Below are 21,388 nucleotides of genomic sequence, written 5' to 3' on the forward strand. Positions count from 1 at the left end.
GTAGTTGGATTCATTCAGAATTTACCCGCCGTATGGAAATCCCGATATTCCTGCGGCGTCATATTGTAGTGCTTTTTAAATACATGAATAAATGAATGCGCTCGTTGATAACCCAGCTTTTCGGCAATTTCATAGATTTTATCGTGATTGTTTTTCAACAAATAGGCGGCTTTCTCCATACGAAGCTGGAACACATAATCCGTAATATTTTGGTTGGTCTCCAGCTTGTAAATTTTCGACAAATAGACAGGATGCAGATAAATATGGTCGGCTATGGTTTGCAAGGAAACATCCTCACTTAAATGTTGATCCACGAACTGCTGCACACGCTGAACGATTGATGAACGTGAATCCTGAACCTCCTTATCCATATCTGCCTTCAATTGGCTAAGTACACGGAAGCTCCAATCACGAAGCATGCCTACCGAACGAAATGGCAATCCCTCAATGAGCTTATAATAATCCGCACCCAAAAGCTCGGCTAGCTGCTTTCCATTTTTATGCGTAATATAGGAAAAGGCAGCGGACACCGTAAAGAAAACTTCAAGCACATATTCTTGTGACTGTGACCATTGATTAGCTAATTCATCGAATACCGCCAGCAGTTTTTCTTCTGCATCCTTCCAACGCCCAGCTTCGAGTAATTGCGTTAAGGTTGGAAGCTCATACAGCCGCTGCAGGGTTCGATAGGTTTCATCGTGGATCTCCGTATCCGCAGCTGTCATAAATAGATTGTGTTCACTGCCAATCCTTTTACGAAATAACGACAACGCTTGGTTATACATCGTAGTCACGTCTTCAGGAAATTGACCCCAATTGCTCACTAGCACTGAAATTTTCCCCTTCAAATACGTCGAAACCGCTTTTTGAAGCTCACTGGATGTGCGTTCCAAATGCTGCTGAACCTCTGCTTGTATGCTAAAAGTTTTACTTTTCAACATAAACACCAAGTAATCATGATTATCTTTACAATGCCATAAATCATAATGTGGCGAAAATAATTCCTCTGCGATATTACTTACCGCATATTCAAACAGTGAAAGACTATGAGCGTCATAATGCAAAAATTGCTCTTCCATCCGCACCATGATCATAGCAAAGGGACTGTCCTGAAAATCCGGAATACTCAACTCACGCATTCTCGGCTCCCAAGCTTCAGTCCCATATCTTCTTCCCTGCAGTAGCTCATTTAACAGATTTCCTTTTAACAAAGGCAAGTTTTCCCTCAATGTATGACGAATACGCTGCTGGGAAACAATATCCTCCCATTCGGCTTGAATCTGCATCAGTACTCGCAGGACCGTTTCACGAACCTGCTCTTCAGATACAGGCTTTAATAAATAATCAGCGGTTCCATGATGAATCGCTTCCTGAGCATAGCTGAAATCGGCGTAACCCGATAATAAAATACATTTCGTTCTCTTCCATTTTTCCCGAACGATAGCGATTAATTCGAGACCTGTCATACCCGGCATTTGAATGTCTGTGATCAGGATATCAATCGTCGTTGTTTGAAGCAGGACCAAAGCCTCTTGAGCGGAGTAGGCCCTGTGAACCGTTTCGACACCAAGCGATTCCCAATCCATGGTTCCGGCCAAACGCTCCACCACATGCAATTCATCATCCACGATTAAGATCTGGTACATCCAGCGAATCCCTCCATATTACAATCACTTTGAAGCCTTCATTCTCCGCAGCCACAAGCTTAAGTCCAGCCTCTTTGCCAAACTGATACCGGAGCCGTTGGTGAATATTCCATACACCGCAGCCAATTTCATCGGACATTGGCGCATCTAACGTTTTTTGCAGCTCACTTAGCCGTTCAGCAGAAACACCCGGCCCATTATCTTCGACAATAATTCGATATTCCTCATTATCCGATTCGCCATAGATTCGGATCTGGCCTCTGCCAACTTTTCGCTCCATACCATGAATAATTGCATTCTCTACTAGCGGCTGCAGCAGCAATCGGGGGATTTTCAAATTTAACATCGAGTCCGGTATTTGCAAATTAAAACACAATCGATCCATCCGTAAATTCTGAATCGTCAAATAGTTATTAACAAGTTGAAGCTCTTCCTTAACAGTAACAAGCTGTCTTTCCACCCTTGTGGTATAGCGGTAATAATCGCCCAAATTATTAGCCATTTCAACCACCGATTGTTTATCCTCCAGCATAGCCATGTTACTAATGAAATAAAGACAATTGTATAAAAAATGAGGATTAATCTGTGCCTGCAGCTGTTTTAACGTAGCTTCACGAGAACGCAGCTGTTCTGCATGAACAGTCTCTATGAGTTCCTGCATTTGCTCAGTCATCTCATTGAAGCGGCGGATCAGAAAGTCGAATTCATTATTGGTTTGGTATTGAATTCGTCCCGAATAATCACCGCGTTTGATTTGCTGGACACTTTGCAGCAGCTTGCCAATAGGAATTTGCACATGCCTGTACAACAAATAAGCGGCAACAATTCCTGCGATCAGCAGCAGCCCCATCGAAACATAAAAAAAGTTCTTGCTGGCATTAATGGGCTGTAAAGTTTGCTCCAATGGCACGTAGTCGACCAAATACCAACCCAATGTATTCGATTTTACGTAATTGACCAGATACTTATCAGTCTTCAAATCAAGCAAACGATTTCCAGAATCCGATTGAAGTGAGTTCAGCTCCAAATCTTTGAGAACCGCTTGAGTAAGCTTGGGATCGACACTGTGATTATGAATGGCAGCGAGTCCGGGTGCATATAAAAAGGGATCTCCCTTACCACCCGCTTTGAAATGATCCAGCATTAAACGTATATTTTCCGCATACAAACGGACCTCATACACAACTTGAGCTTGCTCCAATGTTGAAGCGGAAGCAGGTTGTGCAATTTGACGAACCCATGTATCGCTGCCTGGCTTGCTGTTTCCTTTATCATACGACCAGTTCGCCTGAATCGGCTGCTTCATATATGCATCACTATAGGTCACAAAAATATTGGAAGACAATGCTTGCTTATCCGCAGATAAATAAATAGATAATTCATTCGTCCAATCGCTTGATACACTCTGTAGACCGAGCTTTTCGATTACACGTGATTGTAAACGAAGCCGATCCATGATATCGCTGTCCTTTTTGTCCACATATTGACGGATGAAAGGGTCCTGAGCGACAATCACTGGAAACATCGCTAACTGGTCAACAGCTCCATCTACCTGTGAAATAAAAAACTGCTGACGATTCAGCAGATTTCCTTGTATTTCGTCCCTGAGTACCTGCACGCTGACCTGATGCGAGTACATATACACACAAGCTATCGGAATCAGCAGGAGGAAGATGATAAGTACCATTTTGCGATACGTATTCCGTTTGGCTACTGTCATATTAACTCCTTTATCCTGCTGATTATTAACCACATATAAGTTTTGTATACCAAAGCTAGATTGAAGCATACAGATCGCTTCTCGCTTTTCCATGGAAGGTTATCCTTTTACCGCTCCAGCAGCCAAACCGCTAACGATATACCTCTGAGCCAGCAAAGCAATAATTAATACCGGCAATGTAATGATGCAAGCTGCGGCCATTAATGCGCCCCAGTTAATATCCGAATAGGATAAAAAGTTAAACACGGCAATCGGCAGTGTTTTTGTTTTGTCTCCAGCCAGTATAATCGAAAACATAAAGTTGTTCCATGAAAAGATGAACGATAGCAGAGAGGACGTAATAATCCCAGCCCCAGAGATCGGTAAAATAATTCTCATGAACACTTGTGAGCGTGTACAACCGTCAATCATCCCTGCTTCTTCAATTTCCAGCGGCAGTCCCTCAAAGAACGAAATCATAATCCAAATAATAAAAGGCAACCCGACTAACATGTGGCTTAGAATTAACGCCAAATACGTATCAACCAAATGCAGGTTAGAGAAAAGAATAAACCAAGGAATCAAAAACGTAATACCCGGAATTATTCTAGCCACCAGAATGACAAGTCCCAGTCCCTGCAGACGGTATCTGGCGATAGCATATGCTGCCGGTAAACCCAGCAGTAATGAACCAAGGGTAGACCCCACCGCCACAATAAAGCTGTTCACGATAAAACGCATAAATTCGTACTGCTCGAACACATTTACATAATTTTTATAGGTCGGTTTGAAAAATAAAAACTGTCCGGAGGACAAGATCTGTGCCTGCGTTTTAAAGGAAGCCAGCAGCATCCATATAAATGGGAATGAGAATACGGCCATCACGACGACTGTTAGCAAGGTGTATACCCAATTATTAGCGCCTTTCTTTTTCATCCTGTTTCTACGCCTCCAGCCTTTTACGAATCCAGATCATCATAAGTGTAAGCCCCATCACCAAAGCGAAAAACATCACGAGCAATGAAGAAGCCATTCCAAGCTTGAAATATTGGAAGCCCAACACATACCCATATACATTCAATGTTTCTGAAGCCAGATTAGGACCACCCTGTGTGGTAGCATAAATAATATCGAAAGTCTTAAGCACATCAATCAGACGCAGCATGACAGCTACGATGATCGTCGGCCGCAGTAGGGGAAGTGTAATGTAAAGGAACTTTTGCCACACCGTAGCTCCATCCACATCTGCCGCCTCGTAAGGGTCGCTAGGTAGTGTAGACAAACCGGCCATTACGATCAGCGCAATCATAGGTGTCCATTCCCATACGTCCACAATGACTAGCGAAGGAATAACCTGAGACGGCGAAGCCAGCCAAAGCAATGGATCAAGCCCCAATGATTTAAGCAGCGTGTTAGCTATACCGATAGTCGGCTCGTAAATCAACATCCATACTAACCCCATAGCAACCGGAGTCGCAACCATGGGCAGCAGGAACAGCGTTTTGACAATATTTTTACCGCGAAAATCCCGATATAAAAGCAAGGCTATCGCTATAGCTAATATCGTTTCAAGAATGAGCGCAGCAAAGGTGAAATAGAAGGTATTGCCGACAGATTCCCAAAACCTGCTCTCAGCAAGCAATGCACTATAATTGCTAAGACCGACCCATTTGGGCGGAGTCGTTGCGGACATGCTCCATTCGTAGAAGCTGATCCGAAGTGTGTAGACGATAGGAAATACCATCATAATCAATACAAATAAAACTGCGGGCATCGTGTAAATCCATTTTATATTGCGATCAAACCAGCTTTCACTCATCAGCGCTGCTTCCTTTCTTGTCAGGAATACGGAAAGGGCCAGCTTAGCCACCGGCCCCTTCCTTCATGTCATTAATTATTTACCTTTTTCTTTATCCATAATAACCTGGAGCTCTTGATTCGCTTTATCGGCGGCTGCCTTAATGTCTCCACCTGTCATACCTTGAAGCACAATACTACCTACCACGTCTCGTGCTTCACCTACACCGATTACAACCGGACGATCATGGTCAACTCCGCCTTTGGTCGAATCCTTAATAACTTGAACCATTTCAGCCGGGAAACCGGATACACCATCGGGTTTATCCCATACCGATGCACGCGGACCCGGATTTCCGAGTTTTTGCGTTTTCAACACAACATCCTTACCAGTTGCCCATTTCACAAACTCCCAGGATGCATCTTTATTTGCTGTCTTCGAATTCATCGCCAGACCCCATGAGGTAATGTTATAAGGCTTCGAGCCTGCTTGACCACCTGGGAACAATGCGTAACCCACTTTGTCGGCAATGACTGACTTCTCCGGATCGGTCGTGTTTTTATAAAGCGAATTGGCATCCGTGATGAAGGCAACCTTTCCTTGTGCAAAAATACCTAGTGCTTGTGGCCAGGACATATTAAGAACACCTGGAGGCGCATAATCCTTTAATAAGGTACTGTAGGTTGTGAACGCTTTAATGGCTTCTGGCGTATTCAGCGTTGCCTTGTCACCTTTAGTAAAATCGCCACCTTCGGAATATAAGAAAGAGGAAACTTGTGTTACCAGGGGAGAACGTTGGCCTCGGGCTACGAAACCGTACATTTCCGCTTTTGGATCATGCAGTTTTTTTACGGCTGCTGTCAGCTCGTCCAAGGTTTTGGGTACTGCAATATTCGCTTTTTGCAATAAATCTTTACGGTAGTAAAGGATTTCCTGCTCAGTGATGATAGGAATACCTGCCAGCTTGCCATCTACGGTTGTTGAACCTATGGAGGATTTCGTAAAGTCATCAAAGTCATAGCTGGCGTCTTTTTTTACGTATTCATCCAGAGGTTGTACCCAACCATTTTTGTAAAAAAGCTTACCTTCCTGTAAAGGACGATACATGAACACATCAGGCGTTGCCGAACCTGAAGTAAATTGAACAGTCAGCTTCTGTGTGAGTTGATCTTCGAAAAAGCTTTGGACCTCCACTTTCATTCCTGTTTGTGCTTCAAACTCGGGCAGCAGTGGTTTTATGGCCTCTCCCCATGGATGGTTTGCGGTAACGACTGTAAGCTTTTTCCCCTCGAATGGCTTGGCTGCTGCAGCTTTCCCTGTATCAGCGGCTGGAGCTGGTGTTGGTGTACCATTCCCACAACCGGCTAATAAACTCATTGCCATGACAGCAGCCACACTGGCTGGAAGCCATTTTTTCATTTGTTGATTCATCTATTGAACCTCCCTGATAGTTGTTGGATCGTATGTTCGATCTGTAGATATAGCTTAACTGTTTTAACACTTCCTCGAAATAACGCAGATTCAACATCGATAACGGGAACACAATGGATTTATCTTTCTCAGCCATACAAAAAAAATATCCCCTTCCTGTTCACTCATTCCATCATGATCACATGAGGTTTGTGAGTGTTCATTTAAAGGGGATTCCATTATTTTTCATAAATATTGAATTATACTATACTTTTCTGAGTACAAAAGACGAAGCAAGAGCCGCTAAGCTGGCTATAAAGCCATATATAAATAAGGCATGAAATCCACTATAAACGTCTAATCCCTTTGTTAAAAAGGCACCCATCACTGTCACACCAACAGCCGTTCCGATATTGCGTGAAAACAGCTGCATGGATGTCGATACCCCTTTCTCATTGGTACCTACCAGCTGTTGAGAGCCAATTGTGGCCACCGTGAATATTAGGCCAAAGGCGAGTCCCTGGACCACCATAACCGAGAATATGTACCAAAACCCAGTACCCTGCTTCAATAAGAGCAGCATCGCACCCGAGCAGATCAACAGGAAGTTGCCGATAATAATCAGCTTCCCATAGCCCCATTTCACCGTCCATTTGCCGCTCGGAACCGCAACGACCATCCAACCAAACGATACCCCGAGCAGGGCCAATCCGCTAACAAATAAGCTATGACCTTCCTCTTGAAGAAACAGCGGCACATAGCTGGAAACACCAAACAGTGCAGCACAAGCAAGAAAGGAATTCACATTCATGCCTGATATGGAGCGATTGGCAAACAAGTTTAAGGGAACAATCGGTGAGCTGTGCTGACGCTCATACAAATAAAACGCTGCAAGGATGACGAGACCTGCAACAGCATAAGCCCATACATAATTTTCGACAACCGTAGTCAGGAGCAGCATACTGACTCCGGCAGCAAACAAGACCGCACCTAGACTATCGACCTTGGATTTCTTCGGAATGTACACTTCCTTATAAGCCCTTAGCAAAATCAAAGAAATCAGACATAAAGGAATATTAATGTAGAAAATCCAGCGCCAGGTCGTATATTGAACAAATAATGCGCCAAGCATCGGTGCCAAAATAGCGGATAAAGCCCACATTGCGGTGAAAAAGGCCTGAACCTTACCTCTTTTTTCAGGTGGATACAAGTCTCCCGAAATAATCGCAGGAAACGGCATCATCACGCCCGCACCTATTCCCTGTACCGCACGATACAGAATTAGCTGAATCATCGTGTTGGCAAATCCGCACAATAAAGAGCCAAGCAAGAAAATAAGTATACCTACTGCAAAAATCGTTTTACGCCCATACAAATCAGATATGCGTCCGGCCACTGGAGCAACGACCGTGGACACGACCATATACGAAGCAAAGCTCCATGCATACAGCTCAAACCCACCCAGCTCCTTGGCAATAATCGGCATGGTCGTGTTAATAATTGTCGTATCCATAGATGCGACCAGCATAGCAATCACAACACTGGCCATAACGGGCAGCTTGCTTTTTGTTGAAACGCTTGCGGTTGTAGCTTGTGTAGCCAATAGTTGATCCTCCCTGCAATTCCTCTTCCAAGCAAATCGTTAGATTTCAATTCCATTTAAACCAGCATATTTGGAAATTGCTTTAAGCAAATCGCTTATAATAGGCAAAATAAATTGAGCACTTCCCAACTGAAAAATCCCGCTGCGGTTATGCACATAAGCCTGACTCACATAAATTCGATAATGCGGGATTCCATGCGACATCGTAATAATTTCACTGCCCGAGTTTCGACGATTTTGAAAAGTAATTTTCTTGGTCTCGGTCGTATCATAAGGAATAATACCTGTGATGTGCTCAAGCTTGAAATAATAGTTGACATGTGGCTTCTGGTATACTAATTCCTCGGTGGAAACGGTAATGCCGAAATCTCTTTTTTTATGCGAGATTTTCAAATCACCCTGAAGCGACTTTATCTGGATAAAATCCTTATTCATACTTTACTGCCTCCTTAATGCCCAAAACCATGTAATGGGATCATTGGCTATGACAAGTAAAAAGCGCGTTTTCCAAAGAGCATACCACATTCCCTGCTTGTACGCTACAGAAGTCGGCAAAACATCCTTTTGCACTCGTCTTCATTCCATGTTTATGATAAAATAACGGGATTAACTCGAAAACCAAGCATCCAATCAGGAGGATCATCTATTTATGCTTATCATCGGAATTGCAGGCGGTACCGGCTCAGGAAAAACGACCGTGGCCCGCTCCATCATCGAAAAGCTCGGCAGTAAACAAATTACTTTCATTTCCCAGGACAATTATTATTGCGACCATAGCGAGTTAACGTTGGCAGAACGCGAATTGATCAATTATGATCATCCTTTTGCTTTTGATAATGAACTGTTGTTACAGCAGCTAAAGCTGCTTAAGCTGAACCAGATTGTACATTCCCCAACCTATGATTTTGCCAAACACGCACGCTCTGACCAAACGATTGAGCTGCTTCCGAATCCAATCATTATATTGGAGGGGCTGCATGTTTTATCGGACGAGCAGGTGCGAGGTATTCTCGATATTAAGGTATTTGTAGATACGGACCCTGACGTTCGTATTCTTCGTCGCGTTTTGCGCGATATTGAAGAACGCGGCCGCAGCATTCAGTCGGTTTACAGTCAATATTTGTCCACGGTCAAGCCGATGCATGAAGCATTTATTGAGCCCTCTAAAAAATATGCCGACATCATCATACCCGAGGGCGGGCACAACGAGGTCGGCATCAGCCTGCTTACGATTCTAACGGAGAAATACTTGCAGCCGCCGCTTGCTTCACTTCATCCCAATGAAGGATAACTCGCGAATCATTTTTGAGCTTCACATTGCACATCTTTAACTGATTTTCAGTAAGCTCCAACAACTCCCATGAAGATGGCTCTGTTATATTCTGCTTGTCTAAAAAATCTTGATATTCATGCAGAGCAGCTTCTTCATCATCCCAAAATTTAGTCCCGTAATAAGGCAGCCTATAACCGTTAACCAACATACAGGTATAAAGCTTTGATGTGATCGCATGCTTTATCACATAAGGCAACCCTATCTCCTCCATTTTTCAAAAAGCAAAAGACATTTTTCTCTTAGGGAGAGAATGCCTTTTGCTTTTTATTATTTAATCATCTTGCCGAAGTAGAATTCCAGCACTATTTGCTTGTCAGCACTTTGCAGTTTCGAGCTTAGAGATACGGGCTTTCATGCTTCGCCTTCAGCATACTCCAACGGCGCTCCACTTCCCGCTCAAACTCCTTGTAGGAATCCTCATATTCGGGCTTAGTCATATGCTTCGTTTTACCCATAGTTGTAAGCCACTCGGACAAAGGAACCTTTTTACTCTTATCCTCCGGATTATAGGTGATCGTTGTGACTCCGTGCTCCACCTCATACAGCGGGAAGAAGCAGGAATCTACTGCCGCACCCACAATATTGGAACCATCCTCATCTTCAGACAACCAGTTCAAAGGACAAGCGATCAAAATCTTGCCGTACACCAACCCTTCGTTCTGCGCATACCATTGGGCTTTGGCACCTTTGCGAACCAGATCCTGAGGGAACGCCTCGGAGCCTGTAAATACATAAGGAATGTGGGTTGCTGCCATTATTTGCGCGGTATCCTTGTGATGGAACACTTTACCACCCTGCTTGGAGCCTACGTTGGAGGTCGATGTCCGATGGCCCATAGGCGTGGAATAGGACAATTGAGCACCCGTATTCATGTAGCCTTCATTATCGTACTCCAGAATGATCATTTTATGATTCCGCAGCGCCGCTCCGATGGCCGGACCCATTCCGATATCCATACCGCCATCGCCTGTTATCATCACGAATGTGAAATCGGCTGGCAAATTATAAGCATCCAACTCCCCACGGCGTTTGCGCTCCCAGAACATCTCGACAACACCTGACATCGTGGCTGCACCATTTTGGAACAGATTGTGAATATATGTTGCTTTATGTGATGAATACGGGTAACCCGTCGTAACTACCATTGCACATCCTGTGTGGAACAGAGCTACAATGTCGCCCTCGATCCCCTTGAAGAACAATTCAAGCCCAGAAAAAATACCGCAACCTGGACAAGCACCATGACCCGGAGCAATCCGTTTTGGCTTCTTCGTTAAAGCACGCAGCGGCGGAATGCGGACATTCAGCTTCTTCGTCTCTTCATCCTGCTTAACCGTGATCAGTCCTGTGTTTAATTCTTCATATTTCATCGGATTCAGTACACGTTTCATCGTCCGATTCGGGTCGCCAACCGAATGTCCGTAATAATCAAACGGAACCTCTACCTTGCCTTTTTCCACCGCATCAATAGCGAACTGGAACAAAGCATGGCCATCTTCATTGTAAAAATCCTTGCCTCCCAGACCGTAGATACGGCTTATTACCATCGTATCATGATTGCCAAGCGTGAATAGTGCAGCCTTGATTTCATTAACCATATTTCCGCCATGACCACCGTAAGAATCAGCACGGTCACCTACAGTAACTGCCTTAACATTCTTCAGTGCTTCGGCGATCGCTTTTTGTGGGAATGGCCGAATGATGTTGGGCGCAAGTGAGCCCGCTTTAATCCCTTTGGCACGAAGCTGATCAACAACATCCTTGATAATTTCCGATGCGGAGTTCATCAGGAACACAACAACCTCGGCATCTTCCATACAGTACTGGTCCAGAATCGGGTAGTCGCGTCCTGTCAGATCAGCATATTCCTTGCGAATTCGGTCGAAAACCTCCTCCGCTCGGTACATAGCCATCGACTGTTGATAGCAGTTATTGATATAATCCGGTTCATTCATATATGGACCTACAGTAATAGGGTTGTTGCGGTCAAGTGTATCGGCAAAGCCGACTGGGGGCTGTTCCCCGATAAAAGCCTGTACATCCTCGCGTTTAGTAAACGTTTGCACACGGCGTTTTTGATGCGATGTGAAATATCCATCAGATGCAACGATAACAGGCAAACGAACTTCAGCATCCTCAGCCAGCTTAAGCGCCATAATATTCATATCATAAACAGCCTGAGGATCACGGCACATCAGAATCGGCCAGCCTGTATTCAAGGCATAATATAAATCGGAGTGGTCTCCGTGAATATTCAAAGGTCCGGATACGGAGCGGCAGACCAGGTTCATCACCATCGGGAAACGGGTACCCGATTGCACCGGCATTTGCTCCAGCATGTACAAGTAACCATTGGCACTCGTAGCATTAAATACACGACCGCCTGCTGTGGATGCACCATAACAGATCCCTGCTGAACCATGCTCGCCATCTGCCGGGATCAGCTTGATGTCATGCTGTCCATTAGCCTTCATCATATCCAGAAATTGGGCAACCTCTGTGGAAGGCGAAATCGGGAAATATCCCATAATATGATAATTGATTTGGTGCGCGGCATATGCCGCCATTTCATTACCGGATTCATATACGATCCGCTGCTCCACCGTACCCTGAGGAATCTCTTTATTAATCTCAATTGCCACTTTGTTCTCCACCCTTCAATTTACATGTAATGGATTATGATATGCAATTCGATCGGATCAGGTTGCCGCTAAGTCAAACCGATGAGGAACACGATGCTCCTCCGCGTAGCCGTCTGCTTCCCTTGCACTTGAAAGTGCCTCCGTTGGACAGGCCTGTACACATTTTAAACAGCCTTTGCAGTATTGGTAGTCGATTCCCTGTAGGAACATTTGCGGCCTGCCCTTTTTATCTGCTTGCTCATCCCACACAAAGCAAAAATCCGGACAGACCGTATCACAGGCTGCGCAGTGAATACATTTGTCATCTTCAAAATGCGGCATCATGCCTGCTCGGGATATACTTAAATCCTTCAATACACTATTTCCGGGATTCGTAATGACGCCGCCCATAGGCTGTGTACCGAAACCAAGAACAGGGGTATCCTGCCGGATATAGGACGGCATTTGCTCTCCATCCGCCAGCTCAAAGGTTTGAAATACGACTTCGTTGTAACCCCTTTCAAATGTATTCAAAGCAGGCTGTACAGCTAAAGGATATTTCTTCTCCAACGATTTGCGGATAACATTTTTCATCGTATCTGGATTTAGAAAAGGGCATAGCCGAAACAGCGCACCCAGCATGGCCATATTTACCCGATTTTTTTCTTCAAGCGAAATACCGATCGCATCAATGACAGCAATCGTTCCGCCTTTCATATTCATCTTGGCCTTCAGCTCTTCCGGTGTTTTTGTCGAATTGACCAGCACAAGTGAATCCTCATAAATACCGCTAATGACATTGATCGTTTTCGACAAAGATTCGTGAAATACTCCTACGACATGCGGACGCTCTACAGGCGAGGTATCACGAATATTCGTATTGATATCGCAAAACCGGATGTGCGCCTTAACCGCTGACCCCTTCTTCTCGGAACCATAGGAGGAAAAACTGACGCCATTCAATCCGGCACCCACCACACCAGCCTCTGCCAGCATTTTGCCAGCCAGATTGGCGCCGAGCCCTCCAATAGATTCCAATCTGATTTCAAAAAAGCCCAGCTCATTTGTTCTTGGTAGCGTAACCATTGCAAGACCCCTTTCGAGAATAAACTGAAAATAAGATTAGTTTTCTAAATACTATTTATATTCTGAATAGATCGACAAATTCCTCTATTGCAAAAATAATTTTATAAAAAAGCTTTTAAATCGAAACCTGTTCTTCTAATACAAAAGAAAAAAGGCTACTCCCGTAAGTCAAAGACTTGGGAATAGCCTGTCCAACCTTACAAAACCCTGAAAAACCCGTTGCCATTGGTCGGCACAATCGGTTCCCGATCATGCTGCAAGCCAGCACCGTTACCGCGTAAAGCCGCATCGATCAACCATTGTGTAAAGCTTGCCACCTGCATCGTCTGCATTTCTTCCATCGAATAAAATCCGGCCCCATCTACTTCAACACCATCTGGAATCGGTTCTCCGCTTATATAGTCCATTTCAAAAGCTACATACAGATTATGTACCGAAGCTCGCGGCTGGTCGCGCAGGGCAATAATTCCTTTAACACTTGTTTGAACTCCACACTCTTCAAGCACTTCACGAATGACTGTTTCCTCAATAGGCTCCAACTGCTCAATATAACCTCCTGGATTTGTCCAATTCCCTTTGCCAGGCTCTTGCGCCCTGCGAACAAGCAGCACTTTATCATCTTTTATAACCAGGGCACCCACCCCGATACTGTAAGATCCCCAATGAACTGCGCTGCAGCTCGTACACGCAATACGTTCCACGCCATCTATAGTACGTCTTTCCATAGGCTGGCCGCAGTCCGTACAAAAATTAATCGCCATTCGTTTCTACCACCTCTCCAGAAGCACTCTGTTTGTATGCGCCAATAATGGCAGCTATTCGTTATCATAGCTTGTTTGCGTCTATCTTTCCAGACCCATTTTGCATGGGCAGCCCACATTAAACGACAGCTGGAATTAGTCGCTCCACGCTGCTCTTTATTTTTTCTTGAGCGCAAGCATTTGGTAAACTTCTCTTGTGTCCCCTTTAAGCTGAATTTGTGAACTGCGCATTTGCGAGGAGCCGTCGCCATCTAGAAAAACACCGTCCACGACTTGACTACGTCCCACCCATTCTATAGCCGCTGTACGAAACTGCTCTACTGTACATGGAGTCTCCGAAACTAGCAGCCATAGATTCTGTGAATGATCATAAACGGCACCTGAACGAAGCCGGGCCTCAGCAAATGCCGGCATATCTTCTGCCATTGCTTGCTGAACCCACTGCTCATCATGCTGCAGTGACATGCTGACTCCACCCTGAGCCCAATAATGTCCTTTATCTGTGACATGAAGCTGATCTGCATCAATCGCTACTTGTACACTGAAGCTGCCCGTTATTTCATCCCACACCAAGGTGCCCTTCGGAACATCAATATTATACCAACCTGAACCATAGTCCCACTGCTCACCAACTAACGGTTGATCGTTTATGACGGCAATACTGAGCAAATCTCCATTCCAAAAAAAGCCCCCATTGATTCCGAAATCATCCGTTAAAGTTACATTGGACTGAATATGCTTCAACAGGATATTATTAGGCCGGGTTCTCAGCGCATGAAGCATAACCCCGTTGGAGCTCGTTGTTTTCTTGTATGTATACGTCTCGGATCGCTGATCCGCCCCGGAAGGCTCAAGCGCTGTGAAAACGACCGCAATTAAATTTCCAAACAAAAAAGCCATCAACAGCAGCGGCATCCGGGCTCGGATAAATCGCGCTAAACTGGAATTTTCTTCTTTTTGATTCCTTTCGAGCATGAAGCAAGCACCTCTTTCCGATATAAAATTGAAAAACCTCTGAATCTAGCAAAAATCTCTCGCTAGCTATCATGTCTATTGTAACTTTATGAAGCATAACATAAAATATGCTTGTCCATTTGTATAGTTGCAAATACACAAAAACGCCTTGCGCATCATTCGTACGCAAGACGTTTATCTCGGTCTTCCAATCACCGTATCACAACGGCGCTTATCGGGCGCTACATCATATAAGACTGATGCTGAGAGGGAGTATTCCCATTATTGGGAAACGGAGCGCCGTATGGCTGTCTTCCTTGCAGCCTGCTTTGTACAAATTGGTTTTGTTCTTGTTGTGTTTGTTGATTTTGCTTGAATTTCTTGTCAACTTCCTGACGAAGTACCGGGGAGGATGCCTTGTACATATTGTTTTGTTTCATATAACCATACACTTTTTCCTGTGATTCCAACGTACTGTGTAATAAGGAAGTCAGGGTTTGCCTGATTGCGCTGCAGTTGGATTCCGTCACCGCTGTCGTATACTCTCGGCTTGTACGTTTCAACTCACACAGAATCGTAAGCAGCATTTCTCTTTCTGGTAACACGGATGTATTTTGATTCATATTCTGTCACCTCATTCTAGTTATAGTTTTGTGTAGGAGCCACAGGCACATGCTGGTGAAGGGTTTGCATCAGGATGTTAAAATGCTGATTATGCACATTGAGGATGTCCATACATAACGAATGGGTAGCATTTTGCTGTGTGCTTGCTGCGAGAACCGCGCATTGTTTAATTATCAAATCCTCATTAGACATCGAGTCCGTAACGTAATCCAGCTCTTTGGTAGTTATCGGTTCCATCATCACTTGATCTCCTTTTAATCCATAATTTATTACCGAGGATATCATGCCCTAACCCAATCAATTTATGCGGGCTGCACACAATTAAAAATCATATAAAATAAAGTGTGTTTTACACATTTAGGAATTATTTTTGAACCAAAATTAGGCGAAATTTCATTTTCGTAGTATGATAGACACTAATAAAAGTAGAGAAAAGCAAACTGAAACCATCCATCTTTGCAAAACCAGACTTTAGTCTAGCTCCATACAGTACATTGGTCCGTATGCAAAGAAGCTCAAAAACATTATGCTTACAGATAGCTTTAATGAACCGAAAAGGGGAATTTTAAATGAACGCAAACGAGACAACGACGCTTCAAAAAATGTTGTTCTTCTATAAATTTATCCGAACCCCCAAGGCAATTGGAAGCGTTACTCCAAGCTCCCGACATCTGGCCAACAAAATGGTTGCAGCTGTTCAGTGGAATGATATCACGAGTGTAGCTGAGCTTGGGGCAGGAACAGGTGTCATTACGCAAGCTATTCATCGCTCGTTAAAGCAGGAAACCAAGGTTATGTTATTTGAGCGTGACTCCCATCTTCGGAAGCAGCTGGAACAGCAGCATCCAGGCTTCACAACCCATTCCGATGCCAAAAGTATTCACAGCGTTGTACGGCAGCAAGGCCTTTCGCATGTTGACTGTATTATCAGCGGGCTCCCTTTTGCAAACTTTCCGCAGCAGGTGCGTAACGATCTGATGGAGCAAATCGTCAAATCATTAAAACCGAACGGACTCTTCATCGCCTTCCAATATACGCTCCAAATGAAGAAACAGCTTAGCCAGCATTTTGAAATCGAGGCAATTCAATTCGTTATGCTTAATGTTCCACCCGCTTTTGTTTATGTATGTCGTAAAAAGCAGTCCAGCGTCATCAATCATCCATAGCTGCCAAAACATACTAGCTTACACAGTCTGTACAAAGCCTATTAATCCATTCCATGATCGATATCCTCTTTTTGCATCGTGTTCTTGAATCGGTTACTATGGAATTCGAAGCTTTGCGGCTTTTAACCGATTCTGAAAGAAACGAGGTGTCTGAGTTTGGAAGAGATTGTTATTGTCGGAGCAGGCCCTTGTGGATTGTCTGCAGCATTGGAACTGCAGAAGCTGGGTTATGCACCTTTGATCATCGAGAAATACAGTATTGCCCACTCTATTTACCTATACCCGACCTACATGCATTTTTTCAGCACTCCAGATTTACTTGAAATAGGCGGCATTCCATTTACAACCCCCAACGAAAAGCCATCGCGCCTTGAGGCGCTTCATTATTATCGCAATGCAGCAATACGCAGCCAGATCCGAATTCAGTCGTACCATTCCGTGGAATCGATCACAAAAACAGAAGATAGCTCTTTCGAGCTTCAGCTTAGTGACCGATTTAATAATATTTCGAGTATCAAGTCTCGTTTTGTCATTGTGGCTACGGGATATTTTGATCATCCGAATATGCTGGGCATTCCGGGGGAGGAATCCGCCAAGGTTTCCCACTATTTTCATGAGGCACACCCATACAGCGGAACGAAGGTTGCGGTGATAGGGGGAAGCAATTCAGCTATCGATGCGGCAATGGATTTAATGAGGGCAGGGGCTGAGGTCACGATCGTGTATCGGGGAGAAAGCTTTTCTTCGAGCATTAAGCCTTGGGTACTTCCAGTATTCGAAAGCATGATTAAAAAGGGCAGAATCAAAATGCTGTTCAACTCGCAAATTATCCAGATTCATGATCAGTCTATTCTCGTTCGGACCGGTGAAAATGAACAGCTTTTGGATAATGATTTTGTACTTGCATTAACCGGATTCCGCCCGGATCGTGGACTCCTCTCATCCGCAGGTGTACAGATGGATGAGACATCCACAGCGCCCATACATAATCCTCAAACAATGGAAACTCAAGTTCCCGGCCTTTTCATTGCTGGTGTTGCTGCCTCAGGTAGCGATGCCAATGAAGTGTTTATTGAAACAGGACGGCTGCATGGCGGTATGATTGCTCGCCGAATTACCGAGAGTAGATTATAGAGGACTTTTTATCCATTATTCTTACATATGCGTACACTGCCTTAATGAATGAAATTCTCGTACTCAATGAAATAAACCAAACCCAGTCATAACACATTAATTAAGTGTTAGACTGGGTTTTCATTTATAAGGGTTAAACTGCATCTAAGGCCGTTTGTTTGGGAAATGAAATCACGAATGTACTCCCTTTATTGATCTCACTTTCTACTACGATTCTGCCATTCAGAACCTTAATGATACTAAAAGCCACCATAGTGCCAAGTCCAGTCCCTTTTTCTTTAGTCGAATAATAAGGGGTACCAAGCCTTTGAATTTGTTCGGTAGTCATGCCTGATCCTGTATCTTTGATTCGAATAGCAACATGCTCTCTAATAGTGACTACAGCTATATCCACTCTTCCGTTGGGTGAAGCTTCAATGCTGTTTTTCACCAGATTGATTAGACACTGTCTAAATTGTTGGCTATCGCCAAGTATTTGCTCTGTCGTATCCACAACACACGTTAGTGTGACTTGCTGCATATTCGCGTATGGAGTTAAAACACTGACAACTTGCCCAAGGTCTTGAGATAAATCGAGGTAAGTCATTTTTTCAATCTGGGGTTTTGCGAATGTTAAATAATCAGAAATAATATTGATGGCAGTCGTTAATTCTTGTAAAGCAACCTCTGTCAAATTTTTTCTTTTTTCATCTGATAATTCACTCTCTCTAAACAACTGTAACAAACCTTTTACAGTCGTTAGTGGATTTCTGATCTCATGTGAAACGCTAGCTGCGATTTGACTGACCACTCTCATTTTTTCAATTTCCTGAAGCTCCTTTTGCATTTTGAAATGATCGATGACAAACTCAATCAGATATACAGTCACACATATCACGACGAACTCCATACTTCTGAATAGGAGAAGATTCAGCAATTGTTGGTAATCAAACAGGTCATACCAGAACCATAACAATTTTAAAGCAATCGGAATGATTCCGGTAGATACCACTAGTGCACTAATTAATTTGGGACGATTGCTCAACCCATGTTTTCTAGTCATGGCGAACAAACTTATATATATACACACAGCTACGAGTATAGCAAACAAGGTCATATCCCCGCCGATAAAGAAACGATATATCGACAGAATAGCAAGAAGCGCTCCTCCCACGATTGGCCCACCATATAAAACACCGATCGCAAGAGGTACTTGCCTAAAATCAAAATAGAACCTATCCTGAAAATGATAAGGAAATGATAGACACAAAATAATAGAAACGCATAAAAAAAGAAATAAAACAAGCTTAGACGTATAACTGTTTTGTTTCCTGTTTTTTGCCCATACCATAAAATACACAATAGACGGGATAAATATGAACATTAAATTGCTCATTAAGCTTTCAACCCATTGCTCCAATATGTTCTCCTCCCTAAAATACATTACAGGATTGTACAGTATCAAGTAGCCACATATGTCGATAAAGCACTGAGGAGCTGCTAATGAACTTTTAAATTTCATTCAATAAATTGTAAAGATTTTCAAAGAATACTTTCGACGAATTCATTAGAAATTCCTCTCTATGAAATCTTCTTTCCTTCAAAATTTTAAGAAAAGGGTGAGTATCTGTTTTCTACAGAAACCCACCCTTTTCATCGATTAACCATTCTAAGCAAGCACAGTCCACAATCCGTTTGTGCTGCTTACTTTTACACATTAGAGATTGAAGAATAAACAAATCTCCTTTTAAAAGATCAAATTCTTTTCACGCTGCGTCAGTCTTCTCCCGGCAATATCGACAACAAGCTTGCCTTCGGCCAAGCCCCAAATTCGCGAGCCAAATTTTTCAGCCATCTCGACCTGATGGAGACTGCAAAATATGGTTACCTTGTCCTTCGTACAAATGTCTTTTAAATCCTCCATAACCCGCAGGGCCGCTTCGGGGTCCAGTCCGGAAATAGGTTCATCTGCATAAATCACTCGCGCTCCCCGGATTAACGCTTTGGCAATCGCTACGCGCTGCTTTTCCCCACCGCTCAGCTTTTCAACTGGATCATGCGCTTTATCTAGTAAACCGACCTTATCCAAATAATCCATAGCTGTCATATGATCATCGCCGGATGTGGTTCCTGAAAGAATACGCCACCACGCTTTATGAAAAAACAAACCGCTAAGTACATTTTTCAAAGCAGATTTACGCGGATTCAAATCAGGTTTTTCCTCCAGAAAGGCCCAGTCCTTGCGAAGCTTGAATTTCTCCAGCCCGCTCACTCCCGAAATATCTTTCCCCTGATATATGTACTGACCCTCGTCCCAATTAAGCTTCAAGGATAAACAGCGAAATAGCGTGGTTTTGCCGCTCCCGCTGCCGCCAACTAAAGCAATAAGCTCACCTTCGTCCGCTTGAAAGCTAAGCTTATCTAATATTTGATGATTCGGTGGAAATGATTTAGATAAATTACGTACAATAATCATCCGATTTCTTCTCCCTTTCCTTGTTACCCGGCACTAATCCTTATTATATAACATCTTGCGTCAACAAAAAAACTTTAATTATCAAAATGAATCCCAATCCCACCACTTTCATACATAAAAACCGCAAAACAGCACAAAGTAAAGACAACATGGGAATTAGAAAGGATGGGCTTATCATGATCTGCTCAGGCTATAAAATCGGTTTATCTCTGCTGGCAGCTGCAGCTCTGCTAGGGACGGGTGCATGTGGAGCTAATACAGCTCAAATGGAGCAGCCGAATCAGCCAGGTCAATCCATACAGCAAAAGCTGAGTGCTCAAAAGGATACATCCTCCACCCCCCACCTATTGGCAGGAAAAGAAGATACGGAAAGAGCGAATAAGCCGCTTACATTGGCCGATTTACATCACAAATATCGCAGTACCTTTTTGTTCAATGGCCCAAGAAGCCTGCGTCAGGCAGCACTTACCTTTGATGATGTTCCAGATACAACGTTTACCGTGCAGATATTGGATATACTTAAAAGCTATGGAGTGAAAGCAACATTTTTTGTTGTTGGCAATCGTGCTGCAGCACATCCTGAGATCGTTCGGCGCATCCATGATGAAGGACACATCATTGGCAGCCATAGCTACACCCACCCTAATCTGTCCAAAACCAGCGATGCTAATTTTCGGGACGAGATACAACGTACGGAGGAGGTTCTATCCAGTATTACTGGATCCAAACCAAAGCTCTTTCGCCCGCCTTATGGCAATGTGACCGAACCGCAAATCTTATGGTTAGCTAGCCAGAAGTACCATATTATTAACTGGAATGTGGATTCCCTAGACTGGAAAGGACTAAACGCCGATCAGGTGGCAGATAATGTGCTCGGTCATGTTGTACCGGGTGCTGTGATCCTGCAGCACGGAGCTGGCGGTGAAGGTGAAAATTTGGCAGGGACCGTACAAGCGCTACCAAGGATCATTGAAAAACTGCAGGAAGCCCATATCGAGTTAGTCACGATTCCTCAGCTGTTTCATATCAGTGACAGTGTTAAGGTGGACAGCCCTATTCCAGAGTAGTTCCAAAAACTTGAAAGAGAGAAGCCTGTTA

At 43.8% G+C, this 21,388-nt stretch carries 20 protein-coding genes; 4 read left to right on the forward strand and 16 right to left on the reverse strand.

From position 1 onward, the window contains the following. Positions 1–14: 14 nt before the first annotated feature. The 7 genes from BM210_RS21245 to BM210_RS21275 all read right to left on the reverse strand — a co-directional run bounded on the left by BM210_RS21245 (position 15) and on the right by BM210_RS21275 (position 8,591). Entirely contained in the window at positions 15–1,646 is a 1,632-nt protein-coding gene (locus tag BM210_RS21245) for a response regulator (protein WP_091173194.1), read from the reverse strand. Next, a complete protein-coding gene (locus BM210_RS21250; protein WP_091173196.1) occupies positions 1,621–3,459 on the reverse strand; it encodes a sensor histidine kinase in 1,839 nt (612 codons plus the stop codon). Before BM210_RS21250 ends, BM210_RS21245 begins: the two co-directional genes overlap by 26 nt. 6 nt (positions 3,460–3,465) lie before the next feature. Beyond that, positions 3,466–4,281: a carbohydrate ABC transporter permease gene (locus BM210_RS21255; protein ID WP_091173199.1), complete on the reverse strand. Its 816-nt coding sequence runs from the start codon at positions 4,279–4,281 to the stop codon at positions 3,466–3,468. Positions 4,282–4,288: 7 nt separating this feature from the next. Then, positions 4,289–5,164: a carbohydrate ABC transporter permease gene (locus BM210_RS21260; RefSeq protein ID WP_091173565.1), complete on the reverse strand. Its 876-nt coding sequence runs from the start codon at positions 5,162–5,164 to the stop codon at positions 4,289–4,291. Between the two features lie 75 nt (positions 5,165–5,239). Continuing rightward, positions 5,240–6,574 (reverse strand): ABC transporter substrate-binding protein, encoded by a 1,335-nt coding sequence (locus tag BM210_RS21265; RefSeq protein WP_091173202.1) that lies wholly within the window; start codon positions 6,572–6,574, stop codon positions 5,240–5,242. Between the two features lie 244 nt (positions 6,575–6,818). Continuing rightward, the gene (locus BM210_RS21270; protein ID WP_091173567.1) at positions 6,819–8,102 is read right to left on the reverse strand and encodes an MFS transporter; all 1,284 of its coding nucleotides are present in this window, start codon (positions 8,100–8,102) and stop codon (positions 6,819–6,821) included. 93 nt (positions 8,103–8,195) lie between these two features. Beyond that, positions 8,196–8,591: a hypothetical protein gene (locus tag BM210_RS21275; RefSeq protein ID WP_091173204.1), complete on the reverse strand. Its 396-nt coding sequence runs from the start codon at positions 8,589–8,591 to the stop codon at positions 8,196–8,198. A gap of 214 nt (positions 8,592–8,805) precedes the next feature. Between BM210_RS21275 and udk the strand changes: the two genes are divergently transcribed. Continuing rightward, entirely contained in the window at positions 8,806–9,447 is a 642-nt protein-coding gene (udk, locus tag BM210_RS21280; protein ID WP_091173206.1) for a uridine kinase, read from the forward strand. Here udk and BM210_RS34365 read toward each other — a convergent pair. The 7 genes from BM210_RS34365 to BM210_RS21310 all read right to left on the reverse strand — a co-directional run bounded on the left by BM210_RS34365 (position 9,383) and on the right by BM210_RS21310 (position 15,775). Beyond that, a complete protein-coding gene (locus BM210_RS34365) occupies positions 9,383–9,685 on the reverse strand; it encodes a hypothetical protein (protein WP_143101075.1) in 303 nt (100 codons plus the stop codon). The genes udk and BM210_RS34365 overlap by 65 nt on opposite strands. Positions 9,686–9,824: 139 nt before the next feature. After that, complete coding sequence (locus tag BM210_RS21285) at positions 9,825–12,131, reverse strand: thiamine pyrophosphate-dependent enzyme (protein ID WP_091173208.1); 2,307 nt, start codon at positions 12,129–12,131, stop codon at positions 9,825–9,827. A gap of 57 nt (positions 12,132–12,188) precedes the next feature. Next, complete coding sequence (locus BM210_RS21290; RefSeq protein ID WP_091173211.1) at positions 12,189–13,196, reverse strand: 2-oxoacid:acceptor oxidoreductase family protein; 1,008 nt, start codon at positions 13,194–13,196, stop codon at positions 12,189–12,191. Positions 13,197–13,393: 197 nt separating this feature from the next. After that, positions 13,394–13,957 (reverse strand): NUDIX hydrolase, encoded by a 564-nt coding sequence (locus BM210_RS21295; RefSeq protein ID WP_091173212.1) that lies wholly within the window; start codon positions 13,955–13,957, stop codon positions 13,394–13,396. A gap of 156 nt (positions 13,958–14,113) precedes the next feature. Then, positions 14,114–14,932 carry a hypothetical protein gene (locus tag BM210_RS21300; RefSeq protein ID WP_256223884.1) on the reverse strand — a complete coding sequence of 273 codons (819 nt, stop codon included), beginning with the start codon at positions 14,930–14,932 and terminating at the stop codon, positions 14,114–14,116. A 221-nt stretch (positions 14,933–15,153) separates the two neighbouring features. Next, entirely contained in the window at positions 15,154–15,534 is a 381-nt protein-coding gene (locus BM210_RS21305; protein ID WP_091173215.1) for a spore coat protein, read from the reverse strand. 16 nt (positions 15,535–15,550) lie between these two features. Further along, entirely contained in the window at positions 15,551–15,775 is a 225-nt protein-coding gene (locus BM210_RS21310; RefSeq protein WP_091173218.1) for a hypothetical protein, read from the reverse strand. A gap of 329 nt (positions 15,776–16,104) precedes the next feature. Between BM210_RS21310 and BM210_RS21315 the strand changes: the two genes are divergently transcribed. Together BM210_RS21315 and BM210_RS21320 are read left to right on the forward strand one after the other, a co-directional pair. After that, entirely contained in the window at positions 16,105–16,701 is a 597-nt protein-coding gene (locus tag BM210_RS21315; protein ID WP_091173221.1) for a class I SAM-dependent methyltransferase, read from the forward strand. A 156-nt stretch (positions 16,702–16,857) separates the two neighbouring features. Further along, entirely contained in the window at positions 16,858–17,835 is a 978-nt protein-coding gene (locus BM210_RS21320; protein WP_091173223.1) for a YpdA family putative bacillithiol disulfide reductase, read from the forward strand. Positions 17,836–17,968: 133 nt separating this feature from the next. On the opposite strand, the gene BM210_RS21325 is transcribed toward BM210_RS21320, so the two are convergent. Together BM210_RS21325 and BM210_RS21330 are read right to left on the reverse strand one after the other, a co-directional pair. Continuing rightward, positions 17,969–19,234 (reverse strand): ATP-binding protein, encoded by a 1,266-nt coding sequence (locus tag BM210_RS21325; RefSeq protein WP_177237933.1) that lies wholly within the window; start codon positions 19,232–19,234, stop codon positions 17,969–17,971. 327 nt (positions 19,235–19,561) lie between these two features. Next, positions 19,562–20,290: a phosphonate ABC transporter ATP-binding protein gene (locus BM210_RS21330; protein ID WP_091173228.1), complete on the reverse strand. Its 729-nt coding sequence runs from the start codon at positions 20,288–20,290 to the stop codon at positions 19,562–19,564. A 176-nt stretch (positions 20,291–20,466) separates the two neighbouring features. Between BM210_RS21330 and BM210_RS21335 the strand changes: the two genes are divergently transcribed. Next, positions 20,467–21,357: a polysaccharide deacetylase family protein gene (locus BM210_RS21335; protein WP_256223885.1), complete on the forward strand. Its 891-nt coding sequence runs from the start codon at positions 20,467–20,469 to the stop codon at positions 21,355–21,357. The last annotated feature ends 31 nt before the right edge of the window (positions 21,358–21,388 follow it).

It is taken from the genome of Paenibacillus sp. 1_12 (genome assembly GCF_900114475.1).
Lineage (GTDB): Bacteria > Bacillota > Bacilli > Paenibacillales > NBRC-103111 > Paenibacillus_S.

Coding starts and splice junctions, on each gene's coding strand:
- BM210_RS21335 (WP_256223885.1), top strand. CDS start 20,467: ATGATCTGCTCAGGCTATAAAATCGGTTTATCTCTGCTGGCAGCTGCA.
- BM210_RS21330 (WP_091173228.1), bottom strand. CDS start 20,290: ATGATTATTGTACGTAATTTATCTAAATCATTTCCACCGAATCATCAA.
- BM210_RS21245 (WP_091173194.1), bottom strand. CDS start 1,646: ATGTACCAGATCTTAATCGTGGATGATGAATTGCATGTGGTGGAGCGT.
- BM210_RS21315 (WP_091173221.1), top strand. CDS start 16,105: ATGAACGCAAACGAGACAACGACGCTTCAAAAAATGTTGTTCTTCTAT.
- BM210_RS21295 (WP_091173212.1), bottom strand. CDS start 13,957: ATGGCGATTAATTTTTGTACGGACTGCGGCCAGCCTATGGAAAGACGT.
- BM210_RS21250 (WP_091173196.1), bottom strand. CDS start 3,459: ATGGAAAAGCGAGAAGCGATCTGTATGCTTCAATCTAGCTTTGGTATA.
- BM210_RS21260 (WP_091173565.1), bottom strand. CDS start 5,164: ATGAGTGAAAGCTGGTTTGATCGCAATATAAAATGGATTTACACGATG.
- BM210_RS21275 (WP_091173204.1), bottom strand. CDS start 8,591: ATGAATAAGGATTTTATCCAGATAAAGTCGCTTCAGGGTGATTTGAAA.
- BM210_RS21265 (WP_091173202.1), bottom strand. CDS start 6,574: ATGAATCAACAAATGAAAAAATGGCTTCCAGCCAGTGTGGCTGCTGTC.
- BM210_RS21270 (WP_091173567.1), bottom strand. CDS start 8,102: ATGGCCAGTGTTGTGATTGCTATGCTGGTCGCATCTATGGATACGACA.
- BM210_RS21290 (WP_091173211.1), bottom strand. CDS start 13,196: ATGGTTACGCTACCAAGAACAAATGAGCTGGGCTTTTTTGAAATCAGA.
- udk (WP_091173206.1), top strand. CDS start 8,806: ATGCTTATCATCGGAATTGCAGGCGGTACCGGCTCAGGAAAAACGACC.
- BM210_RS21255 (WP_091173199.1), bottom strand. CDS start 4,281: ATGAAAAAGAAAGGCGCTAATAATTGGGTATACACCTTGCTAACAGTC.
- BM210_RS21310 (WP_091173218.1), bottom strand. CDS start 15,775: ATGATGGAACCGATAACTACCAAAGAGCTGGATTACGTTACGGACTCG.
- BM210_RS21305 (WP_091173215.1), bottom strand. CDS start 15,534: ATGAATCAAAATACATCCGTGTTACCAGAAAGAGAAATGCTGCTTACG.
- BM210_RS21300 (WP_256223884.1), bottom strand. CDS start 14,932: ATGCTCGAAAGGAATCAAAAAGAAGAAAATTCCAGTTTAGCGCGATTT.